Origin of the sequence: Timaviella obliquedivisa GSE-PSE-MK23-08B (assembly GCA_019358855.1) — a bacterium.
GTDB classification, from domain to species: Bacteria; Cyanobacteriota; Cyanobacteriia; order Elainellales; family Elainellaceae; genus Timaviella; species Timaviella obliquedivisa.
Map to the genome: position 1 here is coordinate 93,390 of JAHHII010000013.1, position 23,387 is coordinate 116,776.

The 23,387-nt window shown below is 47.5% G+C and carries 27 protein-coding genes, 2 tRNA genes and 1 pseudogene; 10 read left to right on the forward strand and 20 right to left on the reverse strand.

What is annotated here, in order from left to right; genetic code table 11:
• Window positions 1-12 precede the first annotated feature (12 nt).
• Window positions 13-519, forward strand: coding sequence for a DUF4079 domain-containing protein (locus tag KME11_19090; GenBank protein MBW4517319.1), 507 nt, complete (start codon window positions 13-15; stop codon window positions 517-519).
• Between the two features lie 50 nt (window positions 520-569).
• On the opposite strand, the gene KME11_19095 is transcribed toward KME11_19090, so the two are convergent.
• From KME11_19095 to KME11_19110, 4 genes are all read right to left on the reverse strand, one after another.
• Window positions 570-1,538 (reverse strand): GNAT family N-acetyltransferase, encoded by a 969-nt coding sequence (locus KME11_19095; GenBank protein MBW4517320.1) that lies wholly within the window; start codon window positions 1,536-1,538, stop codon window positions 570-572.
• Between the two features lie 79 nt (window positions 1,539-1,617).
• Window positions 1,618-1,797, reverse strand: coding sequence for a hypothetical protein (locus tag KME11_19100; GenBank protein MBW4517321.1), 180 nt, complete (start codon window positions 1,795-1,797; stop codon window positions 1,618-1,620).
• A 348-nt stretch (window positions 1,798-2,145) separates the two neighbouring features.
• Window positions 2,146-2,532 (reverse strand): hypothetical protein, encoded by a 387-nt coding sequence (locus KME11_19105; GenBank protein MBW4517322.1) that lies wholly within the window; start codon window positions 2,530-2,532, stop codon window positions 2,146-2,148.
• A 124-nt stretch (window positions 2,533-2,656) separates the two neighbouring features.
• Window positions 2,657-2,941: a hypothetical protein gene (locus KME11_19110; GenBank protein ID MBW4517323.1), complete on the reverse strand. Its 285-nt coding sequence runs from the start codon at window positions 2,939-2,941 to the stop codon at window positions 2,657-2,659.
• Between the two features lie 125 nt (window positions 2,942-3,066).
• Between KME11_19110 and KME11_19115 the strand changes: the two genes are divergently transcribed.
• Both KME11_19115 and KME11_19120 read left to right on the forward strand, forming a co-directional pair.
• Window positions 3,067-3,399 (forward strand): hypothetical protein, encoded by a 333-nt coding sequence (locus KME11_19115; GenBank protein ID MBW4517324.1) that lies wholly within the window; start codon window positions 3,067-3,069, stop codon window positions 3,397-3,399.
• Between the two features lie 58 nt (window positions 3,400-3,457).
• Window positions 3,458-3,991: a prepilin-type N-terminal cleavage/methylation domain-containing protein gene (locus KME11_19120; GenBank protein ID MBW4517325.1), complete on the forward strand. Its 534-nt coding sequence runs from the start codon at window positions 3,458-3,460 to the stop codon at window positions 3,989-3,991.
• A gap of 36 nt (window positions 3,992-4,027) precedes the next feature.
• On the opposite strand, the gene lipA is transcribed toward KME11_19120, so the two are convergent.
• Complete coding sequence (lipA, locus tag KME11_19125) at window positions 4,028-4,999, reverse strand: lipoyl synthase (GenBank protein ID MBW4517326.1); 972 nt, start codon at window positions 4,997-4,999, stop codon at window positions 4,028-4,030.
• A gap of 246 nt (window positions 5,000-5,245) precedes the next feature.
• Here lipA and KME11_19130 point away from each other — a divergent pair, with 246 nt between their 5' ends.
• Entirely contained in the window at window positions 5,246-5,803 is a 558-nt protein-coding gene (locus KME11_19130; protein MBW4517327.1) for a response regulator, read from the forward strand.
• A gap of 91 nt (window positions 5,804-5,894) precedes the next feature.
• On the opposite strand, the gene KME11_19135 is transcribed toward KME11_19130, so the two are convergent.
• The 3 genes and pseudogenes from KME11_19135 to KME11_19145 form a co-directional block, all read right to left on the reverse strand.
• On the reverse strand, window positions 5,895-7,274 hold the full coding sequence (locus tag KME11_19135) for a DUF697 domain-containing protein (protein MBW4517328.1): 1,380 nt from the start codon (window positions 7,272-7,274) through the stop codon (window positions 5,895-5,897).
• A 115-nt stretch (window positions 7,275-7,389) separates the two neighbouring features.
• Window positions 7,390-8,061, reverse strand: a pseudogene (locus KME11_19140) (Uma2 family endonuclease).
• A 220-nt stretch (window positions 8,062-8,281) separates the two neighbouring features.
• The gene (locus KME11_19145; GenBank protein MBW4517329.1) at window positions 8,282-9,775 is read right to left on the reverse strand and encodes an SUMF1/EgtB/PvdO family nonheme iron enzyme; all 1,494 of its coding nucleotides are present in this window, start codon (window positions 9,773-9,775) and stop codon (window positions 8,282-8,284) included.
• A gap of 343 nt (window positions 9,776-10,118) precedes the next feature.
• Here KME11_19145 and KME11_19150 point away from each other — a divergent pair, with 343 nt between their 5' ends.
• A complete protein-coding gene (locus KME11_19150) occupies window positions 10,119-10,262 on the forward strand; it encodes an Rpn family recombination-promoting nuclease/putative transposase (GenBank protein MBW4517330.1) in 144 nt (47 codons plus the stop codon).
• A gap of 258 nt (window positions 10,263-10,520) precedes the next feature.
• On the opposite strand, the gene KME11_19155 is transcribed toward KME11_19150, so the two are convergent.
• Window positions 10,521-10,597: transfer RNA gene (locus KME11_19155), tRNA-Met, on the reverse strand.
• 124 nt (window positions 10,598-10,721) lie between these two features.
• Complete coding sequence (gene acsF, locus KME11_19160; GenBank protein ID MBW4517331.1) at window positions 10,722-11,798, reverse strand: magnesium-protoporphyrin IX monomethyl ester (oxidative) cyclase; 1,077 nt, start codon at window positions 11,796-11,798, stop codon at window positions 10,722-10,724.
• Between the two features lie 351 nt (window positions 11,799-12,149).
• Between acsF and KME11_19165 the strand changes: the two genes are divergently transcribed.
• A complete protein-coding gene (locus tag KME11_19165) occupies window positions 12,150-14,090 on the forward strand; it encodes an N-acetylmuramoyl-L-alanine amidase (protein ID MBW4517332.1) in 1,941 nt (646 codons plus the stop codon).
• Window positions 14,091-14,170: 80 nt separating this feature from the next.
• Here the strand turns inward: KME11_19165 and ychF are convergent, their stop codons facing one another.
• The 3 genes from ychF to KME11_19180 form a co-directional block, all read right to left on the reverse strand.
• A complete protein-coding gene (gene ychF / locus KME11_19170) occupies window positions 14,171-15,265 on the reverse strand; it encodes a redox-regulated ATPase YchF (protein MBW4517333.1) in 1,095 nt (364 codons plus the stop codon).
• Window positions 15,266-15,339: 74 nt separating this feature from the next.
• Window positions 15,340-15,945 carry a MarC family protein gene (locus tag KME11_19175; GenBank protein ID MBW4517334.1) on the reverse strand — a complete coding sequence of 202 codons (606 nt, stop codon included), beginning with the start codon at window positions 15,943-15,945 and terminating at the stop codon, window positions 15,340-15,342.
• A 4-nt stretch (window positions 15,946-15,949) separates the two neighbouring features.
• A complete protein-coding gene (locus KME11_19180; protein ID MBW4517335.1) occupies window positions 15,950-16,117 on the reverse strand; it encodes a hypothetical protein in 168 nt (55 codons plus the stop codon).
• A gap of 90 nt (window positions 16,118-16,207) precedes the next feature.
• On the opposite strand from KME11_19180, the gene KME11_19185 reads away from it, so the two are divergent.
• Window positions 16,208-16,405, forward strand: a complete 198-nt coding sequence (locus KME11_19185; protein ID MBW4517336.1) for a hypothetical protein — start codon at window positions 16,208-16,210, stop codon at window positions 16,403-16,405.
• Window positions 16,406-16,464: 59 nt separating this feature from the next.
• Here KME11_19185 and KME11_19190 read toward each other — a convergent pair.
• The 5 genes from KME11_19190 to KME11_19210 form a co-directional block, all read right to left on the reverse strand.
• Window positions 16,465-16,538: transfer RNA gene (locus KME11_19190), tRNA-Pro, on the reverse strand.
• Window positions 16,539-16,600: 62 nt separating this feature from the next.
• A complete protein-coding gene (locus tag KME11_19195) occupies window positions 16,601-16,966 on the reverse strand; it encodes a DUF1818 family protein (GenBank protein MBW4517337.1) in 366 nt (121 codons plus the stop codon).
• Window positions 16,967-16,975: 9 nt separating this feature from the next.
• Window positions 16,976-17,494: a hypothetical protein gene (locus tag KME11_19200; GenBank protein ID MBW4517338.1), complete on the reverse strand. Its 519-nt coding sequence runs from the start codon at window positions 17,492-17,494 to the stop codon at window positions 16,976-16,978.
• Window positions 17,495-17,681: 187 nt separating this feature from the next.
• Window positions 17,682-17,957 (reverse strand): DNA-directed RNA polymerase subunit omega, encoded by a 276-nt coding sequence (locus tag KME11_19205; protein ID MBW4517339.1) that lies wholly within the window; start codon window positions 17,955-17,957, stop codon window positions 17,682-17,684.
• Between the two features lie 30 nt (window positions 17,958-17,987).
• A complete protein-coding gene (locus tag KME11_19210; GenBank protein MBW4517340.1) occupies window positions 17,988-20,123 on the reverse strand; it encodes a flavin-dependent dehydrogenase in 2,136 nt (711 codons plus the stop codon).
• Window positions 20,124-20,301: 178 nt separating this feature from the next.
• On the opposite strand from KME11_19210, the gene KME11_19215 reads away from it, so the two are divergent.
• Window positions 20,302-20,535, forward strand: coding sequence for a hypothetical protein (locus KME11_19215; protein MBW4517341.1), 234 nt, complete (start codon window positions 20,302-20,304; stop codon window positions 20,533-20,535).
• A gap of 12 nt (window positions 20,536-20,547) precedes the next feature.
• Here the strand turns inward: KME11_19215 and KME11_19220 are convergent, their stop codons facing one another.
• Both KME11_19220 and KME11_19225 read right to left on the reverse strand, forming a co-directional pair.
• Window positions 20,548-20,901 carry a hypothetical protein gene (locus tag KME11_19220; GenBank protein MBW4517342.1) on the reverse strand — a complete coding sequence of 118 codons (354 nt, stop codon included), beginning with the start codon at window positions 20,899-20,901 and terminating at the stop codon, window positions 20,548-20,550.
• On the reverse strand, window positions 20,902-21,141 hold the full coding sequence (locus KME11_19225; GenBank protein MBW4517343.1) for a TIGR02450 family Trp-rich protein: 240 nt from the start codon (window positions 21,139-21,141) through the stop codon (window positions 20,902-20,904).
• 655 nt (window positions 21,142-21,796) lie between these two features.
• On the opposite strand from KME11_19225, the gene rpoD reads away from it, so the two are divergent.
• On the forward strand, window positions 21,797-22,933 hold the full coding sequence (gene rpoD / locus KME11_19230; GenBank protein MBW4517344.1) for an RNA polymerase sigma factor RpoD: 1,137 nt from the start codon (window positions 21,797-21,799) through the stop codon (window positions 22,931-22,933).
• Between the two features lie 345 nt (window positions 22,934-23,278).
• Window positions 23,279-23,387 (forward strand): photosystem II q(b) protein (locus KME11_19235; GenBank protein MBW4517345.1); only part of this gene is annotated, 109 nt, incomplete at its 3' end.

A 23,387-nucleotide genomic window follows, 5' to 3' on the forward strand; every position in this document is an offset into this window, starting at 1 on the left:
CAAGGAAATACAATGCCAGAGATTACATTAGCAACCCTCTCAACTCAATTGAGCGAGATATTAGAACCGATCGCCGCCTGGTTTCGCACTTTGGGCACACCCGAACCCATAGTGCATTGGGGGCACCCTTTAATGATGGGCATTGTTGTCGTGGTACTAGGCAGCTATGTTGGCTTGGCAGGCTGGCGAGGCAGATTAGTTGAAGATCAAGATGCCGCGATCAAGAGCCGATTGGATCACCGTAAGTTAGCACCACTAATGTTTTTGTTTATTGCCCTAGGTTATACGGGTGGAGTGCTGTCATTAGTTATGCAGCAAAAACCTATTTTGGAAAGCCCACACTTTATTACAGGAACGATCGCGTTAATCCTATTAGCGACGAATGGAGCGATCGCAGCAACAGCTTTTGCAAAGGAAAAAGGAATCTTCCGAAACATCCATGCTTACCTAGGAAGTGCAGCATTAGGCTTGCTATTTCTGCATGGATTATTAGGTTTAAAGCTAGGGCTATCTATCTAGAAAAATACGGTTAGGAGTAGCAATAAAACAACGTCCCGATCCGCCCCCTCTCAAACTTCAGCTTTAATCTCCTTCACATAAGTCAAATTCGCAAAAACCCTGCGAAAGCCCACCGACTCATATAATCCCAGCGCCAAGTTCACATTCTCCGTATCCACTCCCAACTTAGCGACCTCCATTCCCTCTAACCGCAGCTTCTGCAAGCCCGCCAGTAACATCGCTCGCCCTAGCCCTTGCCGCCGAAACTCCCGTCGAGTTCCCAGCACCCCAATCCAACCCTCTTGGCAATCTCGTTGAGCATTATCCTCACGATTGATTTCACAACAGCAAAACGCAGCATACGAACCATCCAGCGCGATCGCCAATAACTCTAACTCCGGTCGATAATTCTCATCAGTTTCCTCATGTATTAACTCTTCGATCGTCGCCGGATAAAAGTTCCAATGATCACTAAATGCCTGATTATGCAAATCTACTCGTGCCTCAATATCCTGCCGACCTTGGCTATGGGAAAGCGTGAAACCTGTTGGAAACTGCGGCATTAGCAACGGCTCCATCAGCGATCGCTCCATTCTTAAAAAGCAACGTTCATAAACAAAGCCGCAGTTTTGCAGTAACAAAATGCGATCGCTCTGACTATCGCGGCAACTTGAACGCAACCGAGCAGGCAGATGCCGCGATCGCCCCACCTCCCAGATTCTCACCTCACCCCAAGCCAAAATATTGGGTTCTAGCCCCAATTCTCTTACCGTTGGATGAACACGAAACCACAAGAAACCATCCGCCGTAATACTCTGCTCCGATTGTCTCGGAATCCACATTTGGGCATACGCCACGAGTTGTCCCGTTTCGTCTGTCCACAAACGCACATCTTGTTCCGGATCAAATCCAGGCTCAGATAAATCGCGGCGTATCTCTGACACGCTGTAATAATGACCCAGTTGATCAACCGTTTCACACAGATTTAGGAAATTGGCGATCGTCTGCAAATCACAGTCCCCTGCATAAGAACGCGTCATGAATGTATCTACATGAAATTCTCTTCTGAACACCGTAATCATTTTGAACCACCCCTCAAGAAACTTAGTGAAACCAACCTTAGAAAAAGATGCGCCGCTCCAAGTTGTAATCCGCCCTCACCTCGCGCAAACGCTTTACCACTGGCTGATGACGGCGCTCAACTTCTTCTCCTGAATTCGGTTGATTTAAAGGAACCTGCTTCTCAGGGAAAGCTTCAGAATTAGAACGATCAAACAAACGAATAAATAACAGGGTCATAGATTCAGCCTCATAGATGCAGGTCTGTATCTTTATTATACTACAACATACTACATTAGACTACAAGTCATTCCAGAAGCGATCGTTTGAACTGAGAGTATTTTAAGCAACCCAATAGAAATACAAAATTACTCTCAAGGGTTAAAAGTTCTATCGTTATAGTTTTTGGCTCAAGTCTTCAGGCAATGACTAATAAACAAACAAACTTTTGAACGTCATTGCTAATACAGTTGACGCACTCAAAGTAAACCTCTAAACAATCCTTATAGAACAAATCTAAACAAATGACTGTATCGCCCTTAGAGCATCAATAGATCCAGGAAAAATACAGTCACCCTTCAGACTTACTCATCTCCAAATTGGAGTGGGTGCAGCCTGCGACTCATGCCAAAGCCTGATTAGAAGAACCTCAGCCGCATGACTCATCATCATGACGAAAGATCCTGCCTCCGCGTCACCTGTAGAAATCCAAACTCCCTGTAAACTTACTTCTACAAACTCCGCATCGCAAACTGACAACCCAATTAAGCCCATCTCCTCAGTCCGAATCAACTGTTTCAAAACCCTTAATTCATCCAAATCTGCCCGCAACAATAACGAGGCTGAACAACGTTCTACCACTAACTTTTGAGCCGTTCTTACTGCCAAAATTGCCTGCGATGCAATCCAATCTTCTGTCGGCTGAGCCAAACACTCTAAGTGCAAGCCCGCCTCGCCATACATCACTTTTAACATGACCTCAAAACTCCGTTTTTTATGCGTTATTGAGTCGAAAACTGGAGCCGCTATCAGTTCAAACTAAGAACCCCCGTCTCCTTTCTGGTGCGGGAGCGGGGGTTGAAGAAACGGCTTAGTTCTTCTAATCCAAGGTCAGTACAGAAAATTTAAACCTGCACTTCCCGCTCCTCTGTTTTGGCATCGTGTCTTGGGGCAATCCAACTGGTTTCAGCCCACAAATAGAATTGCTTTCCAAAGTCAGATCTTGCCTATCAACAGACAGAATGCTGCCAAACCTAGCGACATTCTGCACTAGCGAACCCAAGCCAAACCCCAAGCCAAACCTTGCCACAGCCACCATTCCATACAAACCTCCGATGAGGTTCACGGTGTGCTGCAAAGTTGTAAAGGTAGTTTCTTGACTCATGGTTCCGCCTTGCAAGAGGTAGAAGTTACAATCAACAATTAACATACTACACTTGTATTACGAGAGTGTCTATACTTCATGTAGATCAATGAAACTTAGCATAAACCCCTATTGGAGGAACCCTAATGTACACAATTAATCGCACGACTGCCACAACCGAAATGGAAGTCACCAGCATTCGCCTAGAGCGGGAACTTAAGGAGAAGCTGAAAGACCTGGCAGGAAATCAGGGCTATCAGGCATTGATTCGCGATGTGTTGTGGAGTTATGTGCAGCAAAAATCCGGCGATTATCAGCCCCAGTTCACCCGCACTGATATCCGAGCTAGTGTAGAAGCGATCGCCCAACAAGAGGAACGCTGCGTGATTACAGGCGAGGTGATCAGACCTCGCGAAGCAATGTTGTTAGGATTTACCACCGATGGTGACATGGTGCCCTTGAGCCTAGGCAGCTTATAAAGCATTTATTTCTTATCTTGCTGGGCACCCTAGAAATCGTAAAAACCATTCTTAATTTATGGCTCTCCGATTCTCTAGACTATCGCCTAGCTCTTCTACCTCAGGCTTTACGCTCATCGAACTTCTAGTGGCGATCGCCATCATGGGAATCTTAGTGGCGATCGCTGCCCCTGCGGGGAACAGTTTTCTTGCCAGTCGCAACCTTACCAGTGCCCAAGATCAACTCCTCCAAACCATTCGACAAGCCCAAGTGCAAGCCATCCGCAACCATGAAACTTGGCAAGCCAGCTTTCGAGAACCGAGCGGTATCATTCAATTCGCCGTTCATAGCCTGGACGATGCCCCAGTTTGGCAAAATTCTATTCCCAAAATCCATATCGACACTGGCGAAACGACTCTTCCTATCACCACCAGCGGCTACCGTGTGCAGTTTAATCGCACCGGACAGGTCAACGGGCAACTCGGCAGACTAACACTGGTGGCTGACAACAGTCGCTCTAAGCGTTGCATTTTCGTCTCTACTCTCCTGGGTCTTCTGCGCAAAGGGCAAGAACAAAGTCGCCCTGATGCGGGTGGACGTTACTGTTACTAACGCAATACTAAGCCAACCTGCTGTTAACCAGATTCATCAATCCAACCTATCCACTTCACCCGCATGGTACGAACTGCGCACCAAAGGTCCCGATCGCACATGAGCAAAGCCTATCTCACGAGCGATCGCGCCTAACTGCTCAAACTCTTCTGGTGTCCAATATTTTTGCACAGGTAAATGCTCTAACGAAGGGCGCATGTATTGCCCCAAAGTCAGGCGATCGCACCCAACTTCTCGCAGATCTTCCATTGCCTCAATCACCTCAGCTTCAGTTTCGCCATGCCCTAACATCAATCCTGATTTAGTAGGAATGGTAGAGTCGCAATTTTTAACAAACTGTAGAACTTGCAGAGAGCGATCGTACTTTGCCCCCCGCCGCACTGGGGCTTGAAGGCGGCGAACGGTTTCGATGTTGTGGTTGTAACACGCCGGAGTGATCCGGACGATCGTCTCTACCCGTTCCCGCTGCGATTCCGTTCCCCCCAGCCCGCCCCAAAAGTCAGGGGTCAACACCTCAACTTGTGTCTGTGGCGAAACTTGCCGAATGGCGGCGATCGTTTGTACAAACCAGCCTGCCCCTTGATCTGACAAATCATCTCGCGCCACCGAAGTCAACACCACATACCGCAAGCCCAATAAACTCACTGACTCCGCCACCTTCTGTGGTTCCTCCAAATCAAGCGGCATTGGCGCATGACCCTTATCAACCTGGCAAAAGCCGCAAGCACGAGTACAAACTGGACCCATTAACAAAAACGTCGCCGTCCCCTGGGCATAACATTCCCCCCGATTAGGACAACGCCCTTCTTCGCAGATGGTATGAATTTGTCGCTGTTTAATAATTTTTTGAACCTTTGAAAGCTCACTCGCTTTACCAATAGGACGACGTAGCCACTCCGGCAAACTGCCCCATGGAGACTGCCGTACAGCCCGATTTTCCAAATCTTTATCAAGCAGAGTTTGAGAATCGCTAGCGACTTTTAAGAACTGATTTGTGTCCAAAGGCATGGCTTCACACGTCGATATTAAGTATTGCAGACTCGCCTCAGTTAGCCCCATCTTACGTTCACATTTAAGTTAGAGAGCAGCAAGATTTGGGATATCTAGGGGAATAGTAATATCGTAATCGGTTCTTCTTTAAGCTGAAATGGATACTATTCCTGAAGCAGGAAGATTCGATCGCTCATTAGGCAGTCTGTAGCCCTTTAGCTACCCGCTTTCATTTATAGTCAGTCACCGTCAGAGGAGTCCGTCGTGGCAAGTCACAAAATCCTAGTTATTGATGACAGTAGGGTCATTCGCAATATGGTACGGGATATGTTGCCCAAGGGTAACTTCCAAGTTTTGGAAGCCAAAGATGGTGTTGAAGGACTCGATTGCATTCGCCAGGAACGCCCTAACCTCATCATGCTAGATTTTCTGCTGCCTCGTATGAGCGGCTGGGAAGTCTTTCAGCACATCCAAGGACAAACCGAACTGCAAAGCATCCCCTTAGTATTAATGTCCGGTCGGCGGGAAGAAGTCACCGAGAAAATCCCTGAACCCTTCCAATTCTTTGAATTTATCGAAAAGCCTTTCGAGCAAAAAGAGCTAATTGAGGCTATTAAAGGAGCCATGGTCAAGGCAAGATTGCCCCGTCCTCAAGTCGCTTCTGCAACTCAGGTTGCCAATGCCGCCGCCGCCGCCGCTTCGGCAGGTGCCGACGATATTGCCGCAATGCAGCAGCGAATTCAAGCCATGCAGGTAGAAATCGACACTATTAAGAAGCAGATGACTCAAATGCTGATGTTCATCAAACAAAAGCTGAAGTAAAACCTTGTAGCTAATCTGTAGTAAGCTTTAAGCCTGAAAGCCCTCGAACTCTTAATGACTTCGAGGGCTTTCACATCTTTTACGAAAGTTTTTAACTAGCTGGCACCAAACGGTTCATGCCCTGGCTCACAAGAGTTTGTAGAAAAGCAGTCCGTTGATTTTCTTGGAACACTGCTTGGAGCTTTTGAACTAAAGAAGCAGGCTGGAAGCGAGCTTCGGCTCCAGGCTCTAATGACTGCACCTGCTCTTCAAAATATTCCACCAAGCTCAGCCCTGCTACCTGCGTTAAATGAGCCGCACTTAATCCTTGCAGCGTCCCCCCCGCCACGTAGGTAAGTACATTACTCTTGAGAAGCGGCGCGATCGCCTGGGTCGAAAGCTCTACTAGTCCCAGCTTAATCATTTGACTCGCCAAAGTCGCCGTTACGGTTTTAGCCTGATCTAACGAAAATTTCTGTTGGTAAACTGCGCCTAAATCCATCACCATTTGAGTGTTAATAGTAGTAGTCGCCAAAAGATCGAGGCTGGGAACAGGATTAGCGAAAGCCGCTGCTGCGGCAACCCATTGATACTGCTCAACAATGGGCTGAGCGCGATCGCGTCTAATTTTATTAAACTCGTCTTTCACTTGAGCATTCAAGGCTTGTGCCTGGCGGTAGCTAGTGGCAAAAATCAGGGATTGCGATTGCTGAGCCAGAATTTGGTTCAAGCGCTCTTGCAGAGGAGCGATATCTGCGCCAGGTTGTTCCAGTCGTTCTTGCACAGATCCATCGGGCTGATATTGACGTACTTTGAAGGCGGCGGGTTGAGTCGCGATCGCCACAATATCCTCAATACGCAAAATCTCCTGCATTTTTTCGTGGAACTGTTGCAGAATCACGGGGCGATCGCCAGGTAAATACTGGTCTTGCTTATTCAATGCCAAAATTACGCGGTGATTCTGAGCCATCAAACCTTGCACCGTTTGAAATTCTGAGTCGGTTAAATCACCTGTTGCAAGGAACATGACGACATCTGCGCCAACGACATCTTCTAGTGAATCAGTTCCCTCGATCGCCACACCTGGCAGCAGCTTTGCCAAAGTCGTTTTACCAACTGACTTCCCTCCCATAATCGCAGTTCGTACTTCTTGGCGATCGATTTCAGTTGTGAGTTGGGCAAGTTGCTTCCGTAAGGTCATGACAGGTTCAGACTCAGGTGCAGTCTCTTGCGCCAGCCGACTGATGTGAGCATCAACGGCTGCCAGAGCTTTTTCTGCTTTGGAACGATCGACAGAAAAAGTAAGGGGCGTTAGATCAATCTTTTTACTGCGCTTTTGGAAAACCCAAAAGCCAGAGCCAAGGGCGATCGCCAGCCACAACGCCGTCCCTGCAAAATCTGGAACTACTGGAACAAACTGATCCAACAGCCAAACGCTGAAGGTTAAGCCCAATCCACCTACCAAAATCGGTCGCTGCAACAAGGAAGTCATAGGAGTTAGCCAGAGGGTTTTCAATAACAGGATCAATATAGTTCAGAGAAACATCAATCCAGGTAGAGGATGCCCTACTCGATTTAGCTTGTTTCTTCTACTCCATAATATTGAATCATCTAAGATTGGGGGTTAATTCACTAAGTTGTGTAAACCACTCTCGTAGCGATCGCATTGCCGCAATTTCATCGTCCTTTGCCTCTGCCAAAAACATGTAAAGTCTTTCTTTAGGCACTTGCGGAAACGTAGGGCTGAACTCTACCTCTTGATACCCGCCTTTTTGCAGTTGGCAAATTCGCCACACGCTCCCGTTAAATCGTCAGAACTCAGCGACTCCAATGGCTGCATAAAACTTGTTCTTCTCGATATCAGTATGGGTAATATCCACTTCTACCACCAAATCAGGCGGCGGATCTTGAGCAAAATCAACATTCCGACCTTTAACAAGGGGCTGGTTCTGAATGTAGTAAGCGTTATCGGGTTCGGCTCCCTTTTTGAGCTTGGGATAGTTCATGGTTGTGGAACCCATTGTCTTCATGCGTAGTCCCATGACTTCAATCAGCGTTAGGATAAATCGCTCAATCAACCGAGCAGAGAACTCATGATCTTCTAACGGCATTGTAATTTCTAAAACTCCGTCGTCGTAAGTCAATCGCGCACCACGAGACTGGGGCAGTGCATTAAGAATTTGCAAGTACGCATCCCAAGATAAGCCGTGGAGAACGACGCGCTGTTCGCCGACAGGGTGTTGCTGTTCAGTTTTGGGTTCTGGGGTAGTTGTGATCATATAGAGCTTCCTGAATGTAGAGGCATCGTTTTGAACCTGCACGATACATTGATAGTCAGGATAACCTGTAGGGTGAGTCAGACAGGTCTTCGGCGTACCGACCAAACCATCTAATTCGGTTTATTTTTAGATGGTATCGGGGCGATCGCTGGATTAAGTTTTGAACTCTCTTAATGCGATCGATGAATTCCCATCCACCGATTCTGATGATAGGGAGTGCTCACGACAAAACCGCCACCACCCGAAAACCGATATCCTGAGCCAGATAGCCAGACGAGCGACGATGGCGATTTGCCGAACGACAGCCCCCAGGAGAGCCATACCATGAGCCCCCGCGTAGTAGCCTTGTATCCATCTCTCTGCCTGCTTTCCAGGCACTTTCATTCGTCGGTTCACCTTCGTAATTTTTGTGATAAATATCTTCGCACCACTCCCAAACATTGCCATGCATACTGTATAAACCAAAGGCATTAGGCAGAAAACTATCGACATCTACAGTCTGTTCTCTATATTCTCCCTCCGGCTCCGATTGGTAGGTGTATGTGCCATCGTAGTTGGCTAAAGTGCTGGTGATTGTCTCGCCAAAATGAAACGGCGTAGTTGTTCCTGCCCGACAAGCATATTCCCATTCGGCTTCGCTCGCTAAGCGATAAATCCGTCCAGTTTTCTGACTCAACTTTTTGCAAAACGCTTGAGCATCATTCCAAGAAACTGATCCGACCGGACGCTTTGCGCCTTTAGATCTAGAAGGATTCTTGCCCATCATTCCCTCATACTGGGCTTGCGTCACCGCATATCGCCCCATGAAAAATGCAGGTATAGTTACTGTGTGCTGCGGCGATTCGTCATTATCTCGCCCTTTTTCCCCAGCCGGAGAACCCATCTGAAAGGTTCCGCCTGGAATGGCAACCATCTCTAACGTCACCCCATTACCCAAATCCTCGACAAAGGCTTTAGCTTTCTTGGTCTGGCGTGGGGCTTCTTCTCCTTTTGCGTTGACTATCACCACTTCAAAACTGAAGGATTTTAGGGCAGGCGATCGCCCGTTTTTCAAAACATTTCCAACTAATACTAAAGCGAACCCGCCACTAACCCACCCTAACCATTGCAAAAACTGCCGTCGATTCCGATCAACGGTTTGAGGCACAGGCGTTACAAGCGGTTGACGTTTTTCAGGGAGATGTGATCTTTCAGGTGGAACAGTTTGTCTTGCTTCTTCTAGCTGCCTTGCCCGTTTTACTTCTTCCGATCGCTTTGCTTCTTCTGCTCGTCTAGCTTTTTCTGCCTCTGCTTGCCGCCGCTTCTCTACTCTAATTTGCTCTTGTCTCTGATTTTCCAACTGTTGCTCTGCTTTCCGGATCTTGGCTTGTTCCACTAGCCTTGCTTGCTCTGCCTGCCTTGCCTGCTCCTCTTGCTGCCGCCGAATCTCCTCTGCCTTACGTCTTTCTTGCTCCTGCTCTTTTCTCAGTTTTTCTAACACACGCCGTTCCTGCTCCTGCCGTTCTCGATCGCGCTTCTCCAACAGCTGATCAACCGCCGCCTGAATCCCTTCCGCCACATCCACAAATGCCCTATCCTGGTTACTCCATTCAGTAATCGGAATGCCGCCACTGGGATATACCTGGAGTTTGGCAAAGGGCAGCCTTTTCCAACCTGCCACCGGGCGCAGCAAAATCGGCACAACATAGGTTTCTCCTGCCTCATGCCGCTCCATCGCTACTGGAAACTCGGTGTCATAGCAATACTTAGAAGCGACAAAATCAGGGCTGATTAGCAGCAAAATAATATCAGCCGTTCGCATGTGGCGATCGATTTCTTCTTCCCACTCTGAACCAGCGACAATTTGGCGATCGTGCCAAGCGCTAATTACGCCCTGTCGCTTGAGACTGCTGAGATGAATTTCTAACTTGTCGCGCAGGGGCTTATCTTCGCGAGAATACGAAAAAAAGACTTCTATTGGCTGCTGCAACCTATCCTCCATCGGATTGCTCTGTTTATGGAGTAGAAGATTCTCCCTGACATTGTAGTGGAATGTTTATCCTCAACGATTAATCATTTTGAACAATGGCTGCAAAGACGAATTGCCTTACCAGGGCTTCTTTGCCGAAGCGTTCATCTATCTTTATCGCAACACTCAGCAATACGAAGACTGGCGCAACGTTCTGATTTTTCCTAGTCGTTCCCTAAAACCTTCCGACTAAACTACTCACAGGGCGCTACTCAACCATGCCTAAGTCATCCGCATTTTTTTAGAAGATACGCGCATATATCAAGAAGCAAAAGAAGAAGGACGCAAAGAGATTTTATCGACAGCCATTCCTCTCTTGTCACAAGCTGGATTGACTGTTGAGCAAATTGTCCAGCAGCTTCAGGTAGAAGTCGAAATGGTGCAACAGATGTCAAAGCCTCTTTAAAAAGCTTGAAGCCCCAGATTCAAAAGAATCCAAGGCTTCAAAATTTGGTGGCGGGGAGCGGATTTGAACCACTGACCTTCGGGTTATGAGCCCGACGAGCTACCAGGCTGCTCTACCCCGCGTCGGCTTATACAGTATAGCGACAGGTTCCAAATTTTGGCAAGTTGAAAGTTTTAGCTTTAAAGCAAAGCCGCCAGCGCTGAGGAAATCCAAGGCTGGCGGCTTTGTTTTGAGCAAAAGAATGGTCTAGCGGATTGAGCCTTCTAGCGATAGTGTATCGATCGGCTTCAAGAAATAGAGCCGAATTAGCTGAGTTGCAGTAGATGCGTAGACAGGTAGCTTCTGGAGAAACTGAATGGGCTTAGGCAGATTGGAATTAGATATTTTCGTTAACTTCTCCGTATTTTGGGTGCAAATATCCAGCCGTTCAAAGAATTCTGGCTTATTAACATCTAGCACTAAGGGAAACACACGACCTGCCGTTTCGTTGGTTTTGCGAATCACGTGAATATCGTATTCTCGGGCATCCAATCCAAGCGCCTCATAAAAGCCCGATCGCTGAATATCGTTGAGGTACATGGTGGCGAACACTGAAAGCAAAAAGAAGCGACACCATAGTTTTGCCTTCCAGTCGTTCAGAATACTGGGCTGAGACTTCATGATGGCATCAAAGAAATCGCCGTGACGGTTTTCGTCTTGACACCAGTTTTCAAAGAAGCGGAAGATAGGGTAAATCCGGTCTTCGGGGTGAGCTTCAAGGTGACGGTAGATGGTGATATAGCGCCAGTAGCCAATTTTCTCAGAAAGATAGGTGGCGTAGAAAATGAACTTTGGCTTGAAGAAGGTGTAGCTGCGGCTCTGAGTCAGGAAGCCCAGGTCAAGCGATAGGTTGAAGTCGGAAAGGGCTTTGTTGAGGAACCCAGCGTGGCGAGCTTCGTCTCGAGACATGAGAGAAAAGCCTTCTGCTAAAACGGGGTTTTTCCCTTTTAGCTTCCGAGCCAATTCTTTGTAAAGCAGGAAGCCCGAAAATTCAGCGGTGCAAGAGCGTTCTAGGAATTCAACAAACAGACGACGGGTTTCGCCATCCAGGTGATCCCAAGACTGTTGAAATTCTTCATCACGAACAAAATGATGGCGGTTGTAGTCTACCCGAAATTCTTCGATGATGGCGTTGAGTTCATCCTCGTTGATGGAAATGTCCATCGCTGCCATCTCATCAAAGTCTGTGGTGTAGAACCGAGGAGTGAGGATGGTTTCCTTAGCCGGAACCTTTACTCCAGGTCGAATTTCGTCAAGATTAGGTTTTTTAAGCGAATCTACCATTCTTTTGTATTACCTTTTTCAGTTCTGCGCCCAGACGGGTTCTGGGGTTGCCCCAAACGTGCGTCTTTATGTGGTCTAGTCTATCAAGCTGGCTTGTTGCAATAAAGCTGATTTTGTTAAGAGTTACAACGGTGCCGAGAATTTTACAACGCTTGAGCAGAGATTGGCGATCGCAGACGGTGTATCTAGAGCAAGGAGAAGCTAGACTTCACTGAGTCTTAATAAAGGCTTTACATAGATTTACATAGTTTTTGTGCCAGAATCTCCAGGGTGTGTCAATTTAGTGGGTCGGTGGGTAGCTTTGTTAGTGGCGAAGTGTTTTGTTGATGACGAAGTTAAAGGTGAACAGCTTTGAAGATGCACTGGTTAGCAGCAGGTTTGGTTAGTAGTACGCTCTGTCTGGTGGCACCAGCTTGGGCGGGCGAACTTTCTTCTTGGCGATTCGACGCTAGCAATAATCGGCTGGAGTTTAACACCGAAACCGGGGTGCAGCCTCGCGCTCAGTTAATTACTAGCCCGACGCGCTTAGTGATTGATTTGCCAGGAACCACTTGGGGGCGATCGCAAGTTTTAGAAGCATTAAGTGGTGGCTCTTTCAAAAATCTTCGCATTAATCAATTCGACGAAAATACCGCTCGGATTGAGGTTGAGCTAGCGCCCGGCTATACTATCGACCCAGAGAAAATTCAATTTCGTGGCATCTCGCCTACCCAATGGACGGTGCAACTTCCGCAGCCTCAGCTAGAAGAAGGCACGAGCGGCACGGCAATTACCCAGGCTCCTACACCCGAAGCCTCTAGCCGTCCCGCTTTTGGTTCGGCTAGTTCCTCCTCTATGCCTGCTACTGCCTCTGGTCGAACTGCACCGATCGCCAGAACCGAGCAGCAGACCTCGCAAGCACCAGCCCCCGCCGCAGCGCCGGTAGAAGATGAGTCCATCACGCAAGTAGATGTTGTCCGGATGGCAAGCGAGGGGATACTGGTGCAGACTCGGGGCGCAACACCAGATATTAAGATTGAGCCAGATGAAAATGATAGTCGCTTCGTGACTCTAACGATTCGCAATGCTCAACTAGCAGATCCAGAGCTTGATAATCAGCGTATTACGGTCAATCAATTCGGGGTTCGGGATATAGAAGTTGAGCAACGATCGCGCGATCGGGTTCGCATCAAAATTCAGGTAGCACGGGACAGTGGCGAGTGGCGAGCCATGAATATTAGCGGTGGAATTGCTGTGCTACCTTCTAGCCGCAGGGTGGTTCCTACAACAGCAGCGCTGACAACTCCTCGATCAGCAAGGGTTTCTCAAACTCCTCCAGCGGCTCCAACGCCCCCTGCGGAAGAGCCTGCTACGATTGAGGAAATTGGGTTTAACGATGCAAACTCACAGCTTTTGATTCGCAGCGATCGGACGATCAGCGCCAACGGACAGTGGAAAAATGGGCTGTACGAAGTAACTCTGTCTCCGGCGCGGCTTGGGAGCGGCGTTACTGTGCCACCTGTTCCTACGAATAGTCCTCTCCTGAGAGCGCGGGTTTATCAAGCCGATGATCAGACGGTTATTATCTCAATGCATCCTCGTGCTGGGACGTTATTTAGTGGGTTGACGACGGTGAGTTCTAACGTCCTGGCCTTGGGAATAGGGCGATCGACCACAGCTTCTTCTGCCCTGCGCTTGCCCAGCAATCGTCCTCAGTCGCCCGGTCAAGATCCCAATTCTTCTATCCCGTTACCTACGATTCAAAATGGGCGGCATGTAGTAATCATCGATCCGGGGCATGGCGGCAGCGATCCGGGGGCAGTGGGGATTGGCAATCTTCATGAAGCCGATGTAGTGCTGGAGATTGCCCAAGAAGTCGCAAGTATTTTGGAACAACAAGGGGTTCAAGTAATCATGACTCGCACTAGCGATGTTGACGTTGAACTTGAACCTCGGGTCGTTATCGCAGAACAGGCGAACGCCAGCCTGTTTGTTAGCATTCACGCTAATGCTATTGATATGAGCCGCCCTGAGGTCAATGGTACAAGCACTTATTATTTTTCGAGTGGTGAAGGTTTGGCCCAAACGGTTCAAAATGCCATCGTGCAGGCTCTAGGAATGAAGGATCGCGGCATTCACTCGGCTCGGTTTTACGTGTTGAGAAAAACTTCGATGCCTGCGATTTTGGTAGAGACTGCTTTTGTGACTGGAGCAGAAGATGCTAGGAAGCTAGCTGATTCAAGCTGGCGTAGTCAAATGGCAATGGCGATCGCCAATGGTGTTCTTCAATATTTACAAGGGCGATCGCGGTAGACTCCGAGCTATGGGTTCACTGCATTGAGTTAAGAGGAGAGCGATCGCCCACTCTTCTCAAAGATTACACGTTAAAAAGATTACACGTTAAACCGAAATAACAACACATCCCCTTCCTTCACCAAATATTCTTTCCCTTCACTTCGGACTAACCCCTTCTCCTTAGCTGCTGCCATCGAGCCTAGAGTTACTAAATCGTTATACGCCACTGTTTCAGCCCGAATAAAGCCGCGTTCAAAATCTGTATGAATCACACCTGCGGCTTGAGGCGCTAACATCCCCGCTCGAATTGTCCAAGCGCGAGTTTCTTTAGGGCCCGTAGTAAAATAAGTTCGTAATCCTAACAAATCGTAGGTTGCACGGCTCAAGGTCTTTAAGCCACCGTCCTCCACACCCAAAGACGCCAGAAAATCCTGCCGATCTTCGTCAGGCAGTTCTACTAACTCCGACTCAACCTGAGCCGAAACAATCACCACCTGAGCGTCTTCCTGTGCTGCTACACTGCGCACTTGTTCAACCCAATCATTGCCCGTTGCCAGATCATTCTCATCGACATTGGTAGCATAAATGATTGGCTTACGGGTTAGCAATCCTAGCCCTTTAACTAAAAGCTCTTCCTCTTCTGTTAACTCCACCTGACGAGCAGATTTGCCAGCATTAAGGGCAGCACTGAGCTTCTCTAGGACTTCTAACTCTGCTTGCGATTCCTTAGTGCTGTTACGAGATTGCTTGCGGGTGCGCTCAATCCGCTTGTCAATTTGCGACAAATCTGACAACGCCAATTCCAAGTTAATTACTTCAATATCGCGTACCGGGTCAACCGAGCCAGACACATGAATAATGTCATCGTTATCAAAACAGCGAACGACTTGAATAATTGCATCGACTTCCCGAATATTGGCAAGAAACTGGTTGCCTAATCCCTCGCCCTGACTTGCGCCCTTGACTAATCCTGCAATATCCACCAATTCAACCTTTGCCGGAAGAATGGCTGACGACTGCGAAATTTTTGCCAACACCGACAGTCGCTCATCAGGAACCGCTACAATGCCTACATTTGGCTCAATGGTACAGAACGGGAAATTGGCAGCCTCTGCCTTGGCATTGGCAACTAGCGCATTAAATAGAGTGGATTTTCCAACATTGGGTAGTCCAACAATTCCGGCTCTCAGCATAATGATTCAAAAGTAGTGGCAAGTTTAATGACAAATTCAACAGTAGCGAAGAATCCAAGCCTCAGGTTAGTCCTTTAAAGACCTGAAGGAACTAAAAATAATTCTCGAATCCCAGCACTACCAATCTCAACGGCTAGCGCTGCCAGCAAGAACCCCAGCAGTTTTGTGGCAATGATTGCTCCTTCTGCGCCCATCAAATGGTCAATACGAGAGGCTTGTCGCATAATGAGCCAGGTAATGCCCATGGCAGCAATAATTCCTACAATAACGCTGGCATGGGCATTGGGAGATTCTGACACCATGATCATTACGGTTGCTAGGGTTCCAGGGCCCGCCAATAGAGGCAATGCCAGGGGCGTAATGGCAATATCTCGCGCTTGCTCAACGATCGGCTCTGATAGCTCACCTTGCAACATTTCTAGGGCAACCAACAGTAGCAACAAGCCGCCTGCGACCTGCATTGAAGCAATGCTGATGTGCATATACCGAAGAATGGGCTGCCCGACAAAAGCAAACACTAGTAATACAACTGTGGCAACTAAGTTCGCGCGATCGACCACTTTATTTCGCTGTTCCGATTCCATTCCCTTGGTCAAAATCAGGAAGATGGGTGTATTGCCCAACGCATCAGCAAGGACAAATACTGCCACAAATGTCCTGACTAGAATTGAAATATCCATAGATTTACTCTTTCCAGCTTGCCACGAGCAACGCCTGCCTCAGCCCCTCATTGTAGAGTGTATCGGTCAGATACGCGTTGAGAAGAGGAAGGGAGGGTGGAGCGATCGCAATTTCCAAATAATTAGGTTTCAAACAATTGGGCAAGGTAGAGTAAAATTTACAGAACTTCATCAAGTTCCTTTAAAACCGTTTACAACAGTTGTCTGTATCTCTTTATAGATAATCAAAAACCTAAGTTGTAACCCACTCAAGAAGCCTCCTATGTCGCCTCAGGTAAAATCTCGCCTCACTGCGATCGCGCTTATCATTGCTTCTGTTTGCGGCACCTCTGCAATTTTTGGCTGTGTGCCCCTACTCGCCAACCTCACGTCGTCCCAGCCTAATTCTGCCGCACGTCCAGTGGCGCATCCAACTCCTCTCTCAGAAGCCTCATCTTCCCAGGTGCCTCACGCTCTGTAATGTTCAGAACTTCAAGTATAAAAGCCACACAGCCCTAAAGCTGCATGGCTTCTACCTAATCGGAGCGACAGGATTTGAACCTGCGACCCCTACTACCCCAAAGTAGTGCGCTACCAAGCTGCGCTACGCCCCGATACACTGATTTAGTGCTTAGCAAGCATAGCATAAGGGTACAGACATTGCTTAAAAAACTGCTTAAAAAACTTTGAGAACTTGTGTAGCTTGGAGCAACTCTGATACCGCCGAGGCGTTCCAAAACCCCTCTCCGCGCCGCCCTGTTAGGACAATTAATCTCAGGTCATAATCCTGAGGATAACCTTCCGCTTCGAGCCAAATTAGCTCACTCTCTACCTCACAGCTAATTCGTTCTTCACGCATCAAGTCTTGGCTCACTTGGCGTAGGGTTTCAGCCAACTGCGTCAATAATTTACAAAAGTCTTCAAGTTCCGCTGCGGTTAGCTCGATCGCCCACCCATCTCCGCCGATCAAGCCTTGAAAGGCGATCGCCTCATCATCCCAACCCAACCGCCAACCGCTACCACTCTTCAGTTGCCGAGGCATACCGACTTCCTAGGGCAATAGCAGATGCGCATCCCCAGGTTGAGGTTCCCGCTGAGGAACGACCAGGGGCGCAAGAGGCGCAGCAGGTATAGCATTTGGTCGCTGAGGTATAGGTGCAGAATCGGCTTCAGGAATAGTGTCTCTGGTTGTGAAAACATTAACGAGTGTCTGTACGAGTGCATCTCGTTGTGTGCGATCTAAGTTGCGGATTACAGCAACATCGTTTTGAAAAGGATTAGTGCGGAGTGTATCTGCACTAGGATAACTAGATGCAGGCATCATCCGCTCATTTGCACCCAAGTAGTCTGCTAAAGTTAGCTTCCAATCTAAGCGATAGTTAACGGGGCGAACTTTGACATAAACGTGATAACGAATCAAGCGGCTGATGAGGGTGTTGCTCTCGGCAACCTTACCATTTTCTCGGTTAACGTACTGGTTCTCGCGAGGAAAATCGGGCAGCAACTCATAGACTTGCTGCCATGCATCGCCCACCCGAACATCCTGTGCTACAAGGGGTTGAGTCCTCACCAATAAGACTGTGGCAAATGTCAGGAGCAGTAAAAGAAGGGGCGAGCTTTTCGAGATACCCTTAAGAGGTCGCTTGAAAGTATTCAGTAAAGAACGCCTCAAAAAGCGCAGCATCGTTTCACGCAACATCATTTTCACCTAAAAAGTTTGTAGAGGTGACCACTCATTAAGTTACCCCTAAGACAAGCTACTCGCCAATAATCTCAGGCTGCGTCAACTCATCCGACATTTCAATAATGGCTCGAATCACAGGCTTCATTTTCGGGTCATCAATGCTATCAAATTCCTCAAAACGGCGACGTTGCGCCCGGGTAGCGACCTGAACGGTAATGCGATAGCGATTTGAAGCGGCAGAAACCAAATCTTCAGCGCGACGCATCAGTTGGGTAGTGTCGAGATTGCTATTGGTTCGCTTTAGCAGGGCGCTATTACGGTTATTGGTGGTGGTCTTACTTACAAACATGGAGGTTACTCGTTTGATGAAAAATCGCGATTAATCAGACTCAGTCACGGGTGTGGTGACTAGGGTAGGAGAAGCTGAAATCTCAGTTATCTGAGGTCGTGGCTTTATCCTGAGGAGGTCAGGTCGCGGCTTCCCTACCCCATAGGTTAGAGCATAACTCTGGGTTAGCAGCCAAAGCCAGAGGACAGGATTACGAGGTTCTAGCCAAGACTGGATGGAGCGAGCAAAGTTAGGTAACTTGCTAAACACCCAACTCAAGCCAGCACTCAAGGTGAAATTGACATAGCTGCCGACCCAGCGTAACAGATCTTTTGTGCCAGCAAGTTCCCAAATCCATAGCAACAGGTAAGGATTGATGCGGGCAGCTTTTAGCGCCATTCGATTAAAGGCTAACCATCCAGCTTGATCCTTGACAAATCGCTCTGCAACTTCCAGGGGTTCACTAGCAAGGATGCCAAAAAATGTGTTTAGCATCGCGTTAACTTTGTATGGAGATAAAAATCGGTTAGTCGGAACCATCATTCCCTTAGAGAACATCCAGGTAACAGCAATGTTGCTCTGAAACGCTCGGATGGGGTTGAGGTGAGTGGCTTTGAGAAGATCGTGACGGAGGGCTGTGTCGAGTAAGTCAGTTAAGCGGGGCAGGTTACGGACTAGGGAACCAAAACCGGTGAAAACGAGGGGAGACTGAAGAGATGCTGCATCGCCGATCGCCATGAGGCGATCGAAAGCAGTTTGGCGATCGTCCCCGCTAACGCTAAAGTGTCCTGGGATATAGCCAAAAGTTGCCTTCTTCCACTTCATCTGGTCGAGGTTGCATCGGCGATACTCCGGCAGAATCGCGAAAAAGTCTTCATACATTTCCAGTAGAGAGCCAGGATTCTCAGGATGAATCTGATGGTAGTGAAAAAGATAAACCGTTATTTCACCGCCTCGTCCTGGAAATAGCTCCCAAATTAATTGCCGCCCTCGCGAAATGTCGCCGTGGCTATTCAAGACATCGCCAAACTGGCTATCCCAGACCCCAGGTTCAAAGCCACTTTCAATCACTGCACCCACCGTAGGACAAACACTGTCGAAAGTCCGTCCTCCATTGAGTTGCCAGGCGATCGGTGAAGCAGTTCCCATCGCATCAATCAGCAATCTTCCCTGTGTCTGCCGACTCACTTTGGTTGGTAAATGAATGCCCTGAACCTTCACACCATCTGCCGCAATATCAGCTCGAACAAATTCCGTTTCGTCCCAAATATCACCGCCTGCCGCCCGTAGTTTCTCACCACAAATATGCAGCAACTTTTCTGCATCGATCGCCACATTCAAAACCGTCGGCGTATGCAGCACCGGAGCCTTTGCCTGAGGCGGATTATTAGCATCAAAAAACTTATGAAATCCGTCTCTATATTCCCGCGCAATCACAGCCTCAAATTCTGCTGGCGTAAATAACCCCAAATCAATCAAACTCTGGAACTCGTTCCTCGAGATATTCCATTCTCGATTCATCCAGCCAAAGGGCAATCTTTCAATCAGCAGCACACGATACCCTAACTGTGCCATCACTGCTGCATGAATCACTCCCAGCGCCCCACCCACATAAATCAGATCATAATCGGCTGGTCGCTCCAACTGACTCTCTTGCTCAAAAATTACTGGCTGAGGCTGTTGAGGACTACGCACCCCCTCACGCCAGCGCTGCTCCCACCAGTAGACGCGAGTCAGGTCGTATTCACCATTGGGAATAGTACGAAAATGTTGAACGGTACGAGGATAGTGAGCGGCTAGAGCTTCAAAAATAGATTGCTGAGATAAGTCGATCGCAGGCGGCTCAGGATATTGATGGGGAAACTGTGCCCGCAACTCCTGGCTCAAGTACTGGAGAATCTTTGTTTCTTGAGGAAAAGGCTGAGCCGCCCAGCAAAATGCCTTGAGATAAGTGGTTCGTTGGAAAGACCAAACAAAGATAGAAAGTTCTTCCGATAATTTTTGTGTCTGCTTGTGACTTGTTTGACTTGAACCTGATGAAGCAGCGAACTTAGCAGACAACCGTAAACCATCTCTGGTTTTCTGACAATCAACTTCTGCCCACCCTAAATTGAAATCATGATGCAACCAGTACCGGACAGATGCCGTATCTGGTGTAGGAACCTCGACGTACAAGACCTCTCTCATCTCAAGCTTCATTAATTTTCCAGTAAATTCTAAATTTCTAATAATTTTTTCTGAAATCAGTAAATTTCTGATGAACTTCAGCTTGACAATCAACCAAAGTGCGTTAGACTTCCTATCACTTTAAGACTTTGATAGTTTTTACAATCTACACAAAAAGCTTACTCTCCGGTTTTCAGCAATGCATTATCCCATTCCCGCTAGTCCTCAAGAAATAGTTGCACTTCAGAAAAAAACTGTAAATGAAGAAGTCGTTGCTACTGCGATCGCTGGAGTCGTTCAGATGGCACGCTCCAAAGGGCAATCTTTAGAAGACCTGACTGCCGAAGTTTTGGCAGATGACCGTGTACTCGATCAAAAGTCTCGACTTCGACTAAGCCGTATTGTAGTTCAAGCCTGGAAGACATTGCCCTAGTCATCGTTTTCATCAAAATTCAACGGTTGTTTCATCTAGGCGCGGCTCAAAATACTCTACCCAACTTTCCCTATCCTCCACAGAATATCGGATTGTGTTATTGCAGTTCACATTTTGATTCATTTGGCAGCTCCAAGCCCTTGGCTCTAACTCAATTTTAGGTCGTAGGGGATTGTGACACTCAGGGTTAGAACTATTAATACAGGCAAAGGTAGGAGTCACTCGCCGCTCAGGGTTACGGCACTCAGGAGCCGGATTGTTGAGACAGACGTAATTCCCAGGAATCCGTTGGCTAGAATTCGCCTCAGATGCTTTACTCCAGAGCAGCAAAAATAGGGTCAGTCCTACCCTCAAAAGTATCTGCATCTAACCCTCCTGCATTTCTTCCAACGTTTGCCAGCCTGATTGCCAAAGCGATCGCTCCTTCAACTGCTGCGCATTGAGCCAAAACCGTACCGTAGGGTCGCAAGCCGCTACCATTTCGGCAAATACCCACTGCCCCTGATTTTTGCGATTCATCACCTGAAAATGCCGCCACCCCCAAGTCGCTTGTTGAGAAGTCCATTTAGAACCTACAAGATAGGGAAACTTCTGTTTCTTAGGCATTGTGAATAATCTCAGCTTGGGTTCCTCAAGATTTTCCCACTAATGCAATACCATCGCTTATGATGATCATCATCACAAGCATTCGGTTCTTTTGGCAAACTCTTAGGGAGACGAATCGGCAACTTTGCTTGTGAAATCCACTTAAACTTGACAGTTTAACGGGGTGAAAAGTCTAGGCAAATCAGATGAGTTAGAGCAAGCGTTAGGGAAGTTCCACCCTGGTATTGCAATCCGTGCTCGCTCAATCTGAGTCATGCAATAGGCTCAAAAAAATTGCTGAAAGGTTGCTTAATTGAACGGACTCGACTAACCGGGTTTACCCAAATTTAAGAAGCTTAATCACATTTCCGCAATGAAACATGGGAAGAGGGGTGCAACTTTTGTGAGAAAAGTTACAATCGGAAAGATCTTGGAACACTCCAAGGTCTGACAACTACCTAGTTCTCTGTTTTAGCGCTTCTACCCCAGTCTTTCACTGCGGAGAAGGAATGTGTCTTTTAGTTAACAAACTGCTAGTAAAGCTGAATATTTTATATTCAACTCGTGTTGCAAAATGTTAACTACTTAAAGTGTGATTAAAGTGTGTGAGTCGTGATGTTCTTCAAGGTTTTAGTTACTTTTCATTTTTTGTCACAAGGAGCATGAGGAGCGCGGCATGACCCAGGCTAACAATGTACTCGAAATTGTGAAGCAACCTGAGGGTGATTTAGATGACCCTTTGATTGAATCAAACGATGATCGAGACGAGTATTCAGATGCTGAGCCAGACGACGATGATGAAAAAACCGCTAAAGGCGGAACTCGTCGTCGGGCACAGGTTAAGAAGAAGCATTACACCGAAGATTCCATTCGGCTCTATCTTCAAGAAATTGGAAGAATCCGTCTTCTACGGGCTGATGAGGAAATCGAGTTGGCTCGCAAGATTGCTGATTTGTTGGAGCTAGAGCGGATTCGCGATCGTCTCGGTGAACGCTTAGAGCGCGACCCTCAGGATTTTGAACAAAATCTTGAGCTTTGGGCAAAGGAAGTGGATCAACCCTTGCCTAAATTCCGGAGACGGCTCTATGAAGGTCGTCGGGCAAAGGAAAAGATGGTTCAGTCAAACTTGCGATTGGTGGTATCCATTGCTAAGAAATACATGAACCGAGGCTTGTCTTTTCAAGATTTAATTCAAGAAGGTAGTTTAGGTCTAATTCGAGCGGCTGAGAAGTTTGATCACGAAAAAGGTTACAAGTTCTCAACCTATGCCACTTGGTGGATTCGTCAAGCCATTACTCGGGCGATCGCCGATCAGTCACGCACTATTCGTCTCCCAGTACATCTTTACGAAACTATCTCACGCATCAAAAAAACGACTAAGCTCCTCTCCCAAGAAATGGGTCGTAAACCCACTGAAGAGGAAATTGCAACTCGCATGGAAATGACCATTGAGAAGCTCCGGTTCATTGCTAAGTCAGCTCAGCTCCCTATCTCTCTAGAAACGCCCATTGGGAAAGAGGAAGATTCTCGCCTAGGCGACTTCATTGAATCTGATGGTGAAACTCCTGAAGACCAGGTTTCAAAAAACCTGCTTCGCGAAGACCTTGAAAGCGTTTTAGGCACACTCAGTCCTCGTGAAAGAGATGTCTTGCGCCTACGCTACGGCTTAGATGATGGGCGCATGAAGACTTTAGAAGAAATTGGACAAATATTTAACGTCACCCGTGAGCGAATTCGTCAAATTGAGGCGAAAGCACTTCGCAAGTTGCGTCATCCTAATCGCAACAGTGTGTTAAAAGAGTATATTCGTTAGTCAATTTTTGGCTAACAAGTTTTCACTAGAACATCACGAACTTAGAGAACTGCCAGATCTTCAGGCAGTTTTTTTATATCCCTTTCCCTTGAATTACACTCCACGCTTAGGCAAACCCAGGGAAAGGGTTCTATTTCTAGAAGTACGGATTTTGAATGAAGGTTAATCGCTTTCAAATGCGACAAACTGCTACTATTAACACTCATAAGCCAGACTTATTAGACGTATCAGCAAAGCTAGACTAACAATACTTTACAAAACTCAATTATTTCTCTAATGTTAAGGACATGAGCGGAAAAACCTGTTCAATACTTACCTTCAACCTACTAAATCGCAATCATTACCATGACAACAACCTTACAACAACGCGAAAGTGCATCCCTGTGGGATCGCTTTTGTAGCTGGGTCACCTCCACCGACAACCGCCTCTACGTAGGCTGGTTCGGCGTTTTGA

Excerpts from the sequence above, each read along its gene's own strand:
- KME11_19195 (MBW4517337.1), bottom strand. The coding sequence starts at position 16,966 with ATGCCTCGGCAACTGAAGAGTGGTAGCGGTTGGCGGTTGGGTTGGGAT.
- KME11_19175 (MBW4517334.1), bottom strand. The coding sequence starts at position 15,945 with ATGGATATTTCAATTCTAGTCAGGACATTTGTGGCAGTATTTGTCCTT.
- KME11_19145 (MBW4517329.1), bottom strand. The coding sequence starts at position 9,775 with ATGGAGCGGCATGAGGCAGGAGAAACCTATGTTGTGCCGATTTTGCTG.
- KME11_19110 (MBW4517323.1), bottom strand. The coding sequence starts at position 2,941 with ATGAGTCAAGAAACTACCTTTACAACTTTGCAGCACACCGTGAACCTC.
- KME11_19100 (MBW4517321.1), bottom strand. The coding sequence starts at position 1,797 with ATGACCCTGTTATTTATTCGTTTGTTTGATCGTTCTAATTCTGAAGCT.
- KME11_19215 (MBW4517341.1), top strand. The coding sequence starts at position 20,302 with ATGCATTATCCCATTCCCGCTAGTCCTCAAGAAATAGTTGCACTTCAG.
- KME11_19185 (MBW4517336.1), top strand. The coding sequence starts at position 16,208 with ATGTCGCCTCAGGTAAAATCTCGCCTCACTGCGATCGCGCTTATCATT.
- KME11_19180 (MBW4517335.1), bottom strand. The coding sequence starts at position 16,117 with ATGAAGTTCTGTAAATTTTACTCTACCTTGCCCAATTGTTTGAAACCT.
- KME11_19115 (MBW4517324.1), top strand. The coding sequence starts at position 3,067 with ATGTACACAATTAATCGCACGACTGCCACAACCGAAATGGAAGTCACC.
- KME11_19225 (MBW4517343.1), bottom strand. The coding sequence starts at position 21,141 with ATGCCTAAGAAACAGAAGTTTCCCTATCTTGTAGGTTCTAAATGGACT.
- KME11_19090 (MBW4517319.1), top strand. The coding sequence starts at position 13 with ATGCCAGAGATTACATTAGCAACCCTCTCAACTCAATTGAGCGAGATA.
- KME11_19095 (MBW4517320.1), bottom strand. The coding sequence starts at position 1,538 with ATGACGCGTTCTTATGCAGGGGACTGTGATTTGCAGACGATCGCCAAT.
- rpoD (MBW4517344.1), top strand. The coding sequence starts at position 21,797 with ATGACCCAGGCTAACAATGTACTCGAAATTGTGAAGCAACCTGAGGGT.
- ychF (MBW4517333.1), bottom strand. The coding sequence starts at position 15,265 with ATGCTGAGAGCCGGAATTGTTGGACTACCCAATGTTGGAAAATCCACT.
- KME11_19210 (MBW4517340.1), bottom strand. The coding sequence starts at position 20,123 with ATGAGAGAGGTCTTGTACGTCGAGGTTCCTACACCAGATACGGCATCT.
- KME11_19105 (MBW4517322.1), bottom strand. The coding sequence starts at position 2,532 with ATGTTAAAAGTGATGTATGGCGAGGCGGGCTTGCACTTAGAGTGTTTG.
- KME11_19205 (MBW4517339.1), bottom strand. The coding sequence starts at position 17,957 with ATGTTTGTAAGTAAGACCACCACCAATAACCGTAATAGCGCCCTGCTA.
- KME11_19120 (MBW4517325.1), top strand. The coding sequence starts at position 3,458 with ATGGCTCTCCGATTCTCTAGACTATCGCCTAGCTCTTCTACCTCAGGC.
- lipA (MBW4517326.1), bottom strand. The coding sequence starts at position 4,999 with ATGCCTTTGGACACAAATCAGTTCTTAAAAGTCGCTAGCGATTCTCAA.
- acsF (MBW4517331.1), bottom strand. The coding sequence starts at position 11,798 with ATGGTAGATTCGCTTAAAAAACCTAATCTTGACGAAATTCGACCTGGA.
- KME11_19135 (MBW4517328.1), bottom strand. The coding sequence starts at position 7,274 with ATGACTTCCTTGTTGCAGCGACCGATTTTGGTAGGTGGATTGGGCTTA.
- KME11_19220 (MBW4517342.1), bottom strand. The coding sequence starts at position 20,901 with ATGCAGATACTTTTGAGGGTAGGACTGACCCTATTTTTGCTGCTCTGG.